10 protein-coding genes and 1 pseudogene are annotated in these 13052 nt (G+C 74.2%); 4 read left to right on the forward strand and 7 right to left on the reverse strand.

From position 1 onward, the window contains the following. Positions 1-2: 2 nt before the first annotated feature. The 6 genes and pseudogenes from ACZ411_RS06990 to ACZ411_RS07015 all read right to left on the reverse strand — a co-directional run bounded on the left by ACZ411_RS06990 (position 3) and on the right by ACZ411_RS07015 (position 7512). The gene (locus ACZ411_RS06990; RefSeq protein WP_464169491.1) at positions 3-233 is read right to left on the reverse strand and encodes a hypothetical protein; all 231 of its coding nucleotides are present in this window, start codon (positions 231-233) and stop codon (positions 3-5) included. Beyond that, the gene (locus ACZ411_RS06995; RefSeq protein WP_464169493.1) at positions 230-1411 is read right to left on the reverse strand and encodes a glycoside hydrolase family 88 protein; all 1182 of its coding nucleotides are present in this window, start codon (positions 1409-1411) and stop codon (positions 230-232) included. The genes ACZ411_RS06990 and ACZ411_RS06995 overlap by 4 nt, the downstream gene beginning before the upstream one ends. Positions 1412-1434: 23 nt before the next feature. Next, positions 1435-2106, reverse strand: a complete 672-nt coding sequence (locus ACZ411_RS07000) for a YesL family protein (protein ID WP_104344937.1) — start codon at positions 2104-2106, stop codon at positions 1435-1437. A gap of 1 nt (position 2107) precedes the next feature. Continuing rightward, complete coding sequence (locus ACZ411_RS07005) at positions 2108-3961, reverse strand: ABC transporter permease (RefSeq protein WP_464169496.1); 1854 nt, start codon at positions 3959-3961, stop codon at positions 2108-2110. Between the two features lie 55 nt (positions 3962-4016). Further along, complete coding sequence (locus ACZ411_RS07010; protein WP_094114872.1) at positions 4017-5318, reverse strand: ABC transporter substrate-binding protein; 1302 nt, start codon at positions 5316-5318, stop codon at positions 4017-4019. Then, positions 5315-7512: pseudogene (locus tag ACZ411_RS07015) on the reverse strand (DUF2264 domain-containing protein). The gene ACZ411_RS07010 and the pseudogene ACZ411_RS07015 overlap by 4 nt, the downstream one beginning before the upstream one ends. 236 nt (positions 7513-7748) lie before the next feature. Here ACZ411_RS07015 and ACZ411_RS07020 point away from each other — a divergent pair. From ACZ411_RS07020 to ACZ411_RS07035, 4 genes are all read left to right on the forward strand, one after another. Continuing rightward, the gene (locus ACZ411_RS07020; RefSeq protein WP_464169499.1) at positions 7749-9449 is read left to right on the forward strand and encodes a heparinase II/III domain-containing protein; all 1701 of its coding nucleotides are present in this window, start codon (positions 7749-7751) and stop codon (positions 9447-9449) included. Then, the gene (locus ACZ411_RS07025; protein ID WP_104344934.1) at positions 9446-10606 is read left to right on the forward strand and encodes a substrate-binding domain-containing protein; all 1161 of its coding nucleotides are present in this window, start codon (positions 9446-9448) and stop codon (positions 10604-10606) included. Before ACZ411_RS07020 ends, ACZ411_RS07025 begins: the two co-directional genes overlap by 4 nt. Before the next feature lie 112 nt (positions 10607-10718). Beyond that, positions 10719-11318 carry a hypothetical protein gene (locus ACZ411_RS07030; RefSeq protein WP_464169502.1) on the forward strand — a complete coding sequence of 200 codons (600 nt, stop codon included), beginning with the start codon at positions 10719-10721 and terminating at the stop codon, positions 11316-11318. 109 nt (positions 11319-11427) lie between these two features. Then, complete coding sequence (locus ACZ411_RS07035; RefSeq protein ID WP_104291143.1) at positions 11428-11871, forward strand: DUF805 domain-containing protein; 444 nt, start codon at positions 11428-11430, stop codon at positions 11869-11871. A gap of 48 nt (positions 11872-11919) precedes the next feature. On the opposite strand, the gene ACZ411_RS07040 is transcribed toward ACZ411_RS07035, so the two are convergent. Then, entirely contained in the window at positions 11920-12948 is a 1029-nt protein-coding gene (locus tag ACZ411_RS07040) for an Asp23/Gls24 family envelope stress response protein (protein ID WP_464169505.1), read from the reverse strand. Positions 12949-13052 lie beyond the last annotated feature (104 nt).

A 13052-nucleotide genomic window follows, 5' to 3' on the forward strand; every position in this document is an offset into this window, starting at 1 on the left:
CGTCACCGGGGCAGCAGGCGGAGGTCCGCGACCCGGGGCAGCGCCGCGGCGTCCTGGCCGGAGCCGTCCTCGGCCGCGGCGAGGCGGCGTCGGGCGTCCGCGAGGAGCGCGTCGTCGGCGAGGACCCGGGCGACGGGGACGGCGCCGAGGTCGAGCGCGCGGTCGCCGTCGGGCCGGGGGACGACGACCGCGGTGCGGTCGCCGTCGGGCGAGGAGTGCCGGAGGAGCCTCACCAGTAGGGCCGCCATCCCGGACGGGAGGCGCGGGCGAGCGCCTCGAGGAAGAAGTAGTCGCCCCAGAGGGTGCCCTCGTCGACGCCGACCCCCTTCGGCAGGTCGTAGACGCCGTGGAGGAGCACGGTGTCGGCCGCGTCCGGCGTCGCCGGGGTGCACCGCGCGATGAGCGCGTCCAGCAGCGCGAGCGCGCTGTCCCGCCAGTGCGCGGCCCGCTCCTCGTCGGTCTCGACGGCCGCGAGCTCGAGCAGCCCGCAGACCGCGATCGCGCCCGCGGAGCTGTCGCGGGGTGCGTCGGCGCCGTCCGTGTAGACGAGGTCCCAGTACGGCACGAGGTCGTCGGGCAGGTGCGACAGGAAGTACCCGGCGCAGGCGCGCGCCGCCTCCAGCTGGGCGGGATCGGCGGACACGCGGTAGCTCAGGGAGAAGCCGTAGACGCCCCACGCCTGGCCCCGCGCCCAGCACGAGTCGTCGAAGGCGCCCTGCTCGGTGGCGCCCCGGAGCGGCGTGCCGATCTCGGCGTCCCAGTAGAAGGTGTGGAACGTCGACGCGTCCGGACGCACGATGTGCCGGCGCAGCTGCTCCACGTGGCGGGCGACGGCGGCGGACTTCCGCTCGTCGCCGGTCTGCTCGGCCGCCCAGGTCAGCAGGGGCATGTTCATCAGCGAGTCGATGATGGTGCGGCCGCGCTGCCGGGGATCCCGCAGGTCGCCCCACGCCTGGAGGATGCCGGCCGTGTCGAGGAACCGCGTCATCAGGACGTCCGCGGCCCGCAGCGCGGTGGTGCGCGCCCGCTCGTCGCCGAGGAGGCGGGCGGGGGCGACCGCCGAGAGCGTGTAGAGGAACCCGAGGTCGTGCGTGTCGAGGTCGTCGCCCGCCTCCAGGCGCCGGGCGAAGTCGTCGAGGTGGCCGAGGGCGGCCGCGCGGAAGGCGTCGTCGCCCGTGAGCTCCCACGCGATCCACTGCATGCCCGGCCAGAAGCTCGTGGTCCAGCCCCGGTTCGCCCCCTCGGCGAAGCCGGGCACCGCGGGACGGAGCGGGTAGCGGCCGTCGACCGTGGTGTCGTCCGGGTAGGCGGCGCCGAAGGCGCGGATGCCGCGGCGGACGACCTCGACGGCGTCGCCGAGGGCGCGGTCGACGCTCGTCGTCGTGCCGGAGGGCGGGCGGGTGGATGTCATGACGGGGAGCCCTTCGTCGGGGTTCATGCGGCGACCGGCTGGTCGGCGGGGAGTGCGGGCAGGAGGGTGTAGCGGGCGTTCGACCAGACGAGGTACAGCGCCGGGGCGGCGGAGACCCCCAGGGCGAGCGCCGGGGACAGCGTGAAGAGGCCGGCCTGGACGACGAGCACGACGAGGGACGCCAGGGTCAGGTGCCACCGCCGCACCGCGAGGTACGCGGCCGTCCGGCACGCCGCCGCCAGGCGGGTCCCGGGCGCGTCGACGAGCGCGACGAGCACCACCGGCAGCGTGCCGGCGACCAGGAGCACGACGACGGCCAGCAGCGGGATCACGACGACCCCGATCTGCGTCGGCGCGAGGAAGCGCAGGTCGGCGAGCGCCACGGCCACGACGGCGGTCGCGACCGCCGCGGCGGCCGTGGTGCGGCCCCAGCCGGAGCGCCAGGCACGCCAGAAGGTGCGGAGGATCGCGGATCCGCCGCGGCGCTGCTCGGCGAAGACCGCGAAGGCCCCGCGCACCGCCGGCGCGCACAGCGGGAGCGCGACGGCGATCAGCGGCCACGAGCCGACGGGGTCGGTCGTGATGAGGATCGCCACGAGCGGGAGGCAGCCGACGACCAGCAGCACGTTCGTCGTGAGGATGAGGTGGACGACGCCGAACAGCGAGGCGTAGAGGCCGTGCGGGATCCGGCGCATCTCAGCCCTTCAATCCGCTGGTGGCGATGCCCTCGACGAAGTACTTCTGCCCGAGCAGGAACACGACGGCGATGGGCACGACGGAGATGACGAGCCCCGCGAACAGGAGCGCGTAGTTCGCGTCGTAGAGGCTGGTGACGAAGCTCTGGAGGCCCAGCTGGATGGTCCAGAGGCTGGGGTCGCGGAGGTAGATCAGCGGCCCGAGGTAGTCGTTCCACGTGCCGACGAACGTGAGCAGCGTGAGGCTCGCGATGGCGGGGATCGACAGCGGCACCATGATGCGCGCCCAGATCCCGTACTCGCTCAGCCCGTCGAGACGGGCCGCCTCCGACAGCTCCTCGGGGATGGTCTCGTAGAACTGCTTCATCAGGAACACGCCGAAGGCACCGAACGCCTGGATGAGGATGATCGCCCAGAGGGTGTTCGACACCTTCGCGTTCGACAGCAGGATGAACTGCGGGATCATGTACGACTGCCACGGCACCGCGATGGTCCCGATGTAGACGAGGAACAGCACGTCCCGGCCGGGGAACCGGATGCGGGAGAAGCCGTAGGCGGCGAAGGAGCCGGTCAGCACCTGGAGGAACGTGACGACGACCGCCAGCAGCATGGTGTTGCGGATCCACGTCATCATCCCCGACTGCGCCCAGATGTCGACGTAGTTCGACCAGACCCAGGTCTCCGGGAACCACTTCACGGGCACGGAGAAGACCTCGTTCGGCGTCTTCAGCGAGCTCATGATCATCCAGAAGAAGGGCAGCAGCAGGGCGGCCGCGGCGATGCCCATGACGACGTAGCCGAGGGCGCGCCCGACGGCGCGGGGGCGGGAGCGCCCGGCGGGCGTCCGTCGCGGGGGCAGGGGCTCGTCGACGCGCACGAGCGCGGGCGCCGGCGCGCCCTCGGGGGCCAGGATTCCGGTCATCGGGATTCGCTCCTCTTGTTCAGGAAGAACTGCGCGAGCGTCACGGAGATGCAGAGCAGGAACAGCACGACCGAGACGGCCGAGGCGTACCCGAACTGGTTCTCCTGGAAGCCCTTCTGGTAGATGAACTGGGACAGCACGAGGGTCGCCTGCCCAGGGCCCGCCCTGGGTCATCACGAGGATCAGGTCGAAGATCTTGAACGAGTTGATCGTGAGCATCACGGTGACGAAGAAGGTCGTCGGCCGCAGGCACGGGATGGTGACGTTGACGAAGCGCTGCCAGACGCTCGCGCCGTCGACGCGGGCGGCCTCGTGGAGCTCCCGCGGCACCGTCTGCAGGCCTGCGAGGAACAGGATCATGTAGTACCCCATGTCCCGCCAGGTGCTGATGATGACGACGGACGGCATCGCCCACTCGGACGAGGTGAGCCAGCCGGGCGGGTCGGAGATGCCGATCGCGCCGAGCATCTGGTTGATGGGGCCGTACTCGGGGCTGAAGAGCAGGTTCCAGACCACCGCGATGGCCACGATCGAGGTGATGTACGGGAAGAAGGCGGCCGTGCGGAAGAAGGCGACGCCGCGCAGCTTGTTGTTGAGCAGGAGCGCGAGCCCGAGCGACACCACCAGCGTGAGCGGGATGTGGAGCGCCGCGTAGTAGAGCGTGTTCAGCAGCGCGATGCGGAAGCTGCCGTCGCCGAGGAGCCGCTCGAAGTTGGCGAGGCCGATCCACTTCGCCTGGCCGAACACGTTCCAGTTCGTCAACGACATGTAGAAGAGGGTGATCACCGGCACGAGCGTGAGCGCCGCGAAGCCGAGGAAGTTGGGCAGGATAAAGGTCCAGCCGATGAGCGTGTTCCTCATCCTGTACGCGGAGCGGCGCCGTCTCGGCGGTCGTGTCGTCGTGCCGGCGTCGGCGGCGGCGAGGGTCGTCATGGGACCTCCAGGGTCATGGGCGGTGGCCGGCCCGAGGGCCGGCCACCGCGCGGGATCAGTTGGTGCCGACCTCGTTCTCCACGCGGCCCTCGGCCGTGGAGATCGCGTCGTCGATGCTCGTGGAGCCGGACATGACGGCCGTGTGCAGGTCGAGCAGGATGTTCTGCACGGCGGCGGTCTCGGCGGAGGTGGGGTTCTCCGCCTTCGTGTCGTGCTCCGACCAGGCGGTCTTCGACAGCTCGTCGGCGGGCGCGCCCTCGACGCCGAAGTACGCGTCCGTCACGGCGCTGCTCGTGAGGGCGGGCGTCACGCCGATGCCGGCCATGACCTGCGCGCCCTCCTCGCTGGCGGCGAAGGCGAGGAAGCCCTTCGCGGCCTCCTGCTTGGAGGAGTCGATGGCGGCGTTGACGCCGAAGCCGGTCGGGTCGCCGAACGTCACCGGGGTGTCGCCGGATCCGGTCGTGGAGGAGTCGTCCTGCGGGATGGGCGCGATGCCCCACTCGAAGTCGTCCGAGTCGCCCGAGGCCTGCTGCGCGATGAGCGAGGCGACGAACCAGGTGCCCATGGGCATCATCGCGGCGTTCTGCTTGCCGAACTCCGCCTGGTAGGTCAGCTTGTTCGCGACGACCGTGTTGTAGTCGACCTGCGCGCCCTCGTCCTGGAGCTCCAGGGCCCGCTCGTAGTAGGGCTCGAGGTAGGAGTAGTCGCCCGACAGCACGTCCGCCTTCGGGGCCTGCGCGTTCGCGAAGCCCTGCACGGTGGACTGCCAGCTGTGCTCGTAGGTGCCCGCGGCGGAGCTGCCGGCCGCGGTCAGGCCGTCCTTGAGGGCCTTCGCCTGCTCGGCGTAGTCGTCCCAGGTCCACGAGCCGTCGGGGTAGCCGACGCCCGCCTGGTCGAAGAGCGCCTTGTTGTAGAAGAGGACCCACGCGTCCTGGCGGTACGGGACCGCCCACTGCGTGCCGTCGACCTCGTAGGCGTCCTTCCCGCCGATGCCGTCCGGCAGCTCGACGTCGGAGACGTCGAGGAGCTGGCCGCCCGCCTGGTAGGTCACCACGTTCTTCACGTTCTTCTGCGTGATGAGGTCGGGCCCGCTGCCGGCCGCGAGGTCGGCGGTCATCAGGGTGTCGTAGTTGGTCGCGTCGTACTCCTTGACCTCGACCGTGACGTCGGGGTCCTTCTCGTGGTAGGCGTCGGCGAGGGCCTGGAACTCGGGCGTGGTGCTGAGGCTCCAGCCGGAGAGGGTGAGGGTGACGGGCCCGTCGGCGGGCGTCGCCTCCTCGCTGCCGGATCCCGAGCAGGCCGAGAGGGACAGTGCGGCGACGAGGACGATCCCCGCTGCGGTGGATCTCTTCTTCATGCGTGGTGCTCCTTTGCATCTGCGCCCCGGTGCTCACCGGGGTTCCGCGGGTACCGGGCCGGCCGTGCGGCGCGTCCGGAGTCTGTGAGGCGGTGGTCGGTGACGAGGCCGTCGGGCCAGGTCACGGTCACGCGCAGGTCGTCGCCCTCGCGGGCGGTCACGACGGCGCAGGAGCCCGCGGGCTCGCCTGCGGCCCGGGCGCCGCCGGCCGCGCCGCCCCGCACCTCGCCGGTGAGCGTCGCGTACGCGACGACGGGCTCGCCGACGACGACGGGGAGGGTCAGCACGGGGACGCCGACCCGGGGGCCGAGGGGCGAGGACCCGTCCCGGGCGATCACCTCGGCGTGCGCCGCGCCGTCCGAGAGGAGCTCGAGGCCGCTCGTCCGCCCGGCCGCGGAGGCCGACGCGGCGCCGGCCCCCACGCGGGTGCGCACGTCGTCACCCGCGACCGGCCATCCGCCGATGCGGAGGCGCACGGCGTCCGGGAGGACGCCGTCGGCCAGGGACTCGACGACCGCGACGCGGACCTCCCCCGCCCCGCGGACGAGCGAGTGGACGACCAGCCGGCCGGCCGCGCGGGCCGCGCCCGCGAGCCCCTCGCCGTGGCGGTGGGCGGTGGGCGCCGCCTCGATCCAGTGCGCGTCCCAGCGGGATCCGGCCACGCCCACCCGGCCGTCGGCCTCGATCCCGGCGCCCGCGGGGTCCATGCCCGTGCGCGAGGTGGCCGCGCCGTCGGCGTCGACGAGGGCGACGCCCTGCTCGAGCGGCTCCGCCCAGCCGCGCGCGTCGAGGAGCGGGGAGGTGGCGGTGGAGTAGCCGATGCGCGCGTAGAGCGGCGAGTCGACGGCGACCGCGCCGGCCTCGGCCTTGTCGGTGCCGTGGTTCACGACGCGGACGATGCCGTCGTCGTGCGTGCCCGACACGATCCACCCGGGGGCCGCGATCGCCCGGAGCTGGTCGCCGCGCTCGACGGGCAGCGGCTCCGACGGCGCCGCCCACACCGGATGGTCGGCCGGGAGGGCGATGCCGAGGAGGCCCTTGACCGCCCAGTACGGCGACCCGGGTCCCGAGTACGACTGCGCGAGCGCGCCCCACGGGTGGTGCCAGCCGGTCGAGAGCAGGCCGTCGTCGCCGGGGGCGCCGCGGTCGGCGAAGTGGGCGACCACGGCGTTCGCGGCGTGCCGCAGGAGGCCGGGTGCGTGCGACGGGACCTCGGCGATGACGCCGGCCCAGAACGGCGCCGCCGCCGCGAAGCGGTAGATGAGGCTGCGGCCCTGGAGGAGCGGGGAGCCGTCGGCGCCCACGAGCGCCAGCGCATCCGCGAGGTAGCGGTCGAGGCGGGCGACGTCGGCGGCCGTGCGTCCTCCCGCGAGCTCGTCGGCGCCCTGCATGCGCGACCAGAGCACGGGGAACAGGTGCAGCGCCCAGCCCACGTAGTGGTCGTACGCGCGCCCGGGCCCGTCGGCGAGCCAGCCGTCCTCGCGGACGAGGGAGTCGTGGAGGGCGAGGTCCGCGGCGACGTCGTCGGCCGACCACCGGCCGCCGACCGACCGGAGGAACGTCTCGACGACGATGCGGAACCAGACCCAGTTCGTCCGCGGGTAGGTGTCGTCGCCGACGGCCGGCTCGAGGTACGCGATGAGGCGGGCGCGGGTGAGGGAGTCGAGCCGGTCCCAGATCCAGGGGCGCGTCATGTCGAGGACCAGGGCGAGGGACGCGGCCTCGACCTTGGCCTGCGCATGCTCCTCCATCCGCACCCACCGGTCGGGGCGTCCGGGTCGACGCCGGTCGCGATGCCGCGCGAGTACGCGTCGATGAGGTGGTCGACGCCGACGCCCCGGGCGCCGGCGATGCGGAACCCCGCGAGGAGGAAGGTGCGGGCGAAGCCCTCGAGCCCGTCGACCGCGCGGCCGTAGCCGCCCTCCGCGCCGGGGAGGAGGATCCGGCCGCCGCCGACGCTCGCGTGCACGAGGGCCTGCTCGAGGAGGCCGTCGGCGAACCCGACCCACTGGTCGCGGCTCCACTCGGCGTGCGCGGTCACCTCGGGCACCTCGTTCTCCTTCGAATCGACTGCCCGACGCGACTCCGCGATCGAACAATTCAGGAGAGTACACAGCCCAAACGATCTGAGCAAGCCATTCTTGGCGCTCCATGATCGGTTACGATCGCTTTCATGGTGACGACAGCGGAACATGCGCCGGATGGGATCGACGGGTTCCGGGGTCCGCTCGCCGACGCCTTCTCCCCCTCCGGCCCCCTCTCGGCGCGCGGGCTCCTCGCCCCCGCCGACCGCGCGCTCCCCGTCCCCCGGCCGCCGACCGCGACGCCTGGTCGCGCGTCGACGGCCCGACGCTCGCCGCCGTCACGCGTCGCGCCGAGGCCGATCGCGGGACGCCGTGGCCGCAGCCGCTCGCGAGCCAGGCCGCCCGGGTGCACGGCGACGGCGACCGCGACACGTGGGAGCAGGCCGCGTACGCGCGGCAGCGGCGGCTGAGCCGCGCCGTGCTCCTCGCCGCGACCACGCTCGACGACGCCTGGCTCGACGAGGTCGTCGACGGCGTCTGGATGCTCTGCGAGCAGAGCTCCTGGTGCTGGCCCGCCCACGAGGACGACCGGAGCCGCGACGGGTCCGTGCTCGCCGACGCCCGCGACCCCTTCGTCGACCTGGGCGCCGGCGAGGTCGTCGCCCAGCTCGCCTGGATCGACCACGTGCTCGGTGGACCGCTCGACGACCGCTACCCCGGCGTGCGCGCCCGCATCCGACGCGAGGCGCGCCACCGCGTGCTCGATCCCTTCGCGCGCCGCGACGACTGGCACTGGATCGGGCTCGACGGCGACGTGCACAACTGGAACCCCTGGATCGCCGGCAACGTGCTGGTCGCGGCGCTCCGCCTCCTCGACGACGCGGGCGGGGAGGACCACCGGGCCGACGTCGTGACGCGCGCCGTCGCGTGCCTCGACCGGTACGTGCGGGCGCTGCCCGAGGACGGCGCCGTGGACGAGGGCTACGCGTACTGGTGGAACGGTGCCTGCCGTGCGCTGGAGGCGCTCGACGTGCTCGCGCATGCCACGGACGGCGCCTGGGATGCGGCGTCCGTCGCCGCGCTGCGCGCCACCGTGGCGTTCCCGCACCGCTCCCACCTCGGCGGCGACTGGTACGTCGACCACGCCGACAGCAGCGCACGGCAGGACGCGGAGCAGCCGTGGCACGCCGTGCACCGGGCGGCGCGGCGCGTGGGCGACGACGCGGCGGCCGCGCACGCCGCCGCGCACCGCGGGCCCGGCGTCCCCGCCGCGACGGAGCGCGAGGGCCTCGGCCGGCTGCTGCGCGGCGCCACCGACGCCGCCTGGATCGACGCCGCGCCGACGGATCCGCCGCTCCCCCGGCAGGTGTGGCTCCCGTCGGTGCAGGTCATGCTCGCCCGCGTCGCCGCGGGCAGCGCCGCCGGGCTCGCCGTCGTCGTCAAGGGCGGCCACAACGGCGAGCACCACAACCACGACGACGTCGGGTCGTTCATGGTCGCCTGCGACGGGATCCCCCTCGTCGTCGACGCGGGGCGCCCCACCTACACGGCGGCGACGTTCGGCCCCGGCCGCTCGCGCATCTGGACCATGCAGAGCGACTGGCACAACGTCCCGTCGGTGCGCGGCACGCCGCAGGCCACCGGCCGTCGCGCGACCGCGACGGACGTGTCGGTCGTGCTGGAGGACGCGTCGAGCGCCTTCGAGGCAGAGCTCGCTGCCGCCTACCCGGGAGCGGGCCTCGTCTCGTGGCGCCGCCGCGTCGCGCTGGAGCGCTCCCCCGGGCGGGTCGCCGTGGAGGACCGCTGGGTCCTCGATCCGTGGGAGGGCCCCGGGGAGGAGCCGCCGACGACCCTCCGCCTGCTGCTCGCGGGCGAGGTCGACGCCCGCCCCGGGGAGGCGCTCGTCCGGCACCCGGGATCGGCGCGGGGCATCCGCATCGCATGGGACCCGCGGTGCGCGCACGCGCTCACGGACCAGCCGCTCAGCGACCCCATGCTGACGTCCGTCTGGGGAGATCGGCTGCTGCGGCTCGACATCGACGCGGCGGGGGTGCGGTCGCTGCGTGTGACGGTAGACATGGACACATCGATCGGAGACCGCACATGAGCGATCAGAACGCACCCCGCCCGCTGGCTGCGGAGCGGCGCGCGCACATCCTGTCCGCGCTGGGCGCGGAGGGCGCGGTCCGGATCTCCCAGCTGCGGGAGTCCCTCGGGGCGGCCATGGTCACCCTGCGCCGCGACCTGGCCGACATGGAGCGGGAGGGCCTGCTCACGCGCGTGCACGGGGGCGCCGTCGCGGTCGCGACCACGGGCGCGCCGCGGGCCGCGCACGCGGCGGGCGAGACGCTCGGCTCCATCGCGGTCCTCGTCCCCTCCCTGGCCTACTACTGGCCGGGCGTCCTCCGGGCCATGGAGGCCACGGGCCGCGACCTCGGGTATGAGGTGATCCTGCGCGGCGCCTCCTACGAGCTGCAGGACGAGCGTCCCGTCCTCGAGCGCCTGCTGCGGGACGAACGGGTGAAGGGCCTCATCGTGGCGCCGAACACCGACACCGAGCACGGGCCCGCGGTGATCCGCTGGCTCGCCGACTGCGGCGTCCCGTCGGTGCTCGTCGAGCGGGACGCGGTCCTCGAGCCGGAGGGCGTGCCCGTCGAGTCCGTCACCACCGACCACGCCCTCGGCGCCGTGCTGGCAGCGCGGCATCTCGCCCGGCTCGGTCACCGGAAGGTGGGGCTCATCCTGTCCCGGTCGTCCCCGACGTCCCGCAAGATCACGGCCGGATGGCTGCGCGCCTGCGAGGAGCTCGGCCTCACCCCCGCGGAGCACTTCGAGCAGCAGCTCCCGGACCGCGCGAGCCCGGACTTCTCGGCGGTGGTCAACGCGACGCTCGAGACGGCGCTCGAGAACGGCGTCACCGCGATCCTCGTGCACTCCGATCCCGAGGCGATGGCCTTCGTCGACCTGGCGCTCGACCGCGGCATCTCGGTGCCCGGGGACCTGTCCGTCGTCGCGTACGACGACGAGGTCGCGCGGCTGTTCACCCCGGCGCTCACCGCGGTCAGCCCGCCACGGGCCGGCGTCGGCGAGGCCGCCGTGCAGCTGCTCGTCCAGCGGATCGAGAACCCGGGGCGGCCGTCGCACCGCGTGCAGCTCGACCCGCAGCTGATCGTGCGCGACTCCTCGGCCGCACCCGCCCCCCGCCGTCGCGAGCCCGTGCCGGTCGGCGCCGCGGACCTCGGCCCCGGCGGCATGGGAGCCTGACCCGCCCCCGGGGAGACGTGGTGGGCTCATGCACCTGGGGACGGAGTGAGCACGTAACCCGCTTATCGAGAATCATTCTCATTCCATCGTCATCCGAGTGAGAAGGATCCCCATGCTCCACCTCCCGTCCCCCTCCCGCGCCCTCTTCCGCCGACCGGCCGGCGGCAGCCCGCGACGGCGCCTCGCCCTCGTCGCCGCGGCGGCGCTCACGGCCGTCACGTGCGTGACCGCCGCGGCGGGCCCGGCCGCAGCGGCCGTCCCGCGTCACGACGCGCCCGTCGTCGTCTCGGCCCCGGTCGCGCCGACCGCGGAGACGCCCTCGTCGCAGGCCCCGTCGGCGGACGCCCCGTCGGCGGACGTCGGTCCCGGTTCGGACGAGGCCGCCCTGTCGGTGGGCGCCGCCGTGCGCGCGGGCGCCGGTCGCCCCGCGGCCGCCGTCGCGATGCGCGAGGGCATCATGGGATGGAACAGCCACGGACCCTGGCTCGACATCTCCTACGCGCTGCAGAAGGTCATCATCGCCGTGACCTCGGCGACCGCCACGATGCAGATCTGCCGCATCGGCGGGGAGGAGGGAGCGGCGATGTGCGCCCTCGGCGCGATCTTCTTCACCGGCGTCTTCGAGCTGCTGAAGTCCCACCGCATCTGCCCCGCGGGGGAGTCGTTCCGGCTGTACTACGTCTCGCACCACCCGTCGTACTGCCACCGCTGACCTCCGAGCACGACCGACGCCCGCGTCCGCCATCGGCGGGCGCGGGCGTCGGTCGCGCCCGCCCGGCGCATCCGCCCGGTCGGCGACGCGGCATCGGTACGGTGGGTGGATGACCGACGCGACGCCGCCCGCAGCCCGTCCGCCCCTGGAGCTCCCGCACTACGGCGCCCCGTGGTCCGAGGCGATGCGGCGCTTCTTCCTCAAGTACGCGACGTTCCGCGGGCGCGCGAGCCGCAGCGAGTTCTGGTGGTGGATCCTCACGGGCTTCGTCGTCACGACCGCCCTGGACACGCTGAGCACCCTCAACACGGGCGGGCGCGATCCGATGGACATCGCCGGCCGCTTCGACATCGTCGATCCGTGGAGCGCCGTGAACTCGATCCTGCAGCTGGCCGTGTTCATCCCGTCGCTCGCCGTGTCGTGGCGGCGGCTGCACGACATCGACCGGAGCGGTGCGTGGTCGTTCTTCTTCCTCGTGCCGCTCGCCGGGCCCATCGTCTACGTGATCATGACCGCGTCCGGCCCGCGTCCGACCGGCGCGCGCTTCGACTGACGCGCGGGCCTCGGACGGACGGCCGCCCGACGCCCGCGCCGCGGATCGCTAGGGGCGGTCGGCGGGCGTGGAGCCCTCGTCGTCCCGGTGCGCGTCGTCGTCCCGGTGCGCGGCGTCGTCCCGGTGGGTGTCCTCCCCGTCGACCTCCACGCGGTCGCCCTGCACCTCGACGGTGGCGGGGCCGTCGACCTCGATGCGGGTGGATCCGTCGCCGTGCCCGTCGACGATGACGGTGACCTCGGGGGCGGGGTGCTCGCCGTCGTGGCCGTAGGTGTCGAAGTCGGCGGCTTCGGCAGCGGCACGCTCGTCGAGGCCGGCGCGCTCGTCGGCCGCGGCGTCGCGGTCCTCGGCGGCGTCGCGGGTGGCCTGCGCGTCGGCCCGCGCGGAGTCGGCGAGCACGGCGCCGGCGGCCTTCGCGCGGTCGGCCACCTCGGAGCCGATGCCCTTCGCGGTGTCGGCGGCGCGGGATCCGGCGTCCTGCGCCCGATCCGCGGCGTCGGCGGACGCGTCCCGGATCCGCTCGGACGCCTCGGTGCCCGCCGCGCGCGCGCGGTCGGCCGTGTCGGACCCGGCCGCCTTCGCACGGTCGAGCGCGTCGGACCCGGCCGCCTTGGCGCGGTCGACCGCGTCGGCACCGGCGTCCCTCGCCTTCTCGAGCGCGGCGCCCGCCGGCGACTGCTCGTCGTCGAACGGCCCGTGCACATCCGTGACGCGGATGTTCACGCGCACGGCGCCGGGCGCGATCTGGCGGGCGGCGTGCGCGACCTGCTCGCGCGCCTCGTCGACCACGTCCTGCACGGGGTGCGGGTACTCGACCACGAGGTCGAGGTCGATCACGGTGCCGCCGTCCTCCTCGGAGACCGTGACGCCGGGGCCGGTGCTGGTGCCGCGGATCGCCCGCGACGCGGCGTCGAGGGCCCGCGCGGCGGTGCCGCCCAGGTGGTGGACGCCGGTGACGCCCGCGGCGGTCTCGGCGGCGGCGACGCCGATGCGGTGCGCGGCGGTCTCCCCCTCCGGGTGCGCGGCGTCGATGCCGGACAGGTCGATGGGACGGATGGCGGGTGCGGCGTCGTTCACGGCGGTGCTCCTTCGGTGGTGCGGTGCGGGTGGTGCGGGGCGCGCGGGGCGGGATCCGCGATCCGCCTCCCCCGCGCGCGGCGACGGGACCGGGGCGTCCCCGG

It is taken from the genome of Clavibacter sp. AC415, assembly GCF_979252985.1.

What these genes read in the sequence shown, in the direction of transcription:
- ACZ411_RS06995 (WP_464169493.1), bottom strand. Translation starts at nt 1,411, where the DNA reads ATGACATCCACCCGCCCGCCCTCCGGCACGACGACGAGCGTCGACCGC.
- ACZ411_RS07000 (WP_104344937.1), bottom strand. Translation starts at nt 2,106, where the DNA reads ATGCGCCGGATCCCGCACGGCCTCTACGCCTCGCTGTTCGGCGTCGTC.
- ACZ411_RS07005 (WP_464169496.1), bottom strand. Translation starts at nt 3,961, where the DNA reads ATGACGACCCTCGCCGCCGCCGACGCCGGCACGACGACACGACCGCCG.
- ACZ411_RS07010 (WP_094114872.1), bottom strand. Translation starts at nt 5,318, where the DNA reads ATGAAGAAGAGATCCACCGCAGCGGGGATCGTCCTCGTCGCCGCACTG.
- ACZ411_RS07025 (WP_104344934.1), top strand. Translation starts at nt 9,446, where the DNA reads ATGAGCGATCAGAACGCACCCCGCCCGCTGGCTGCGGAGCGGCGCGCG.
- ACZ411_RS07030 (WP_464169502.1), top strand. Translation starts at nt 10,719, where the DNA reads ATGCTCCACCTCCCGTCCCCCTCCCGCGCCCTCTTCCGCCGACCGGCC.
- ACZ411_RS07035 (WP_104291143.1), top strand. Translation starts at nt 11,428, where the DNA reads ATGACCGACGCGACGCCGCCCGCAGCCCGTCCGCCCCTGGAGCTCCCG.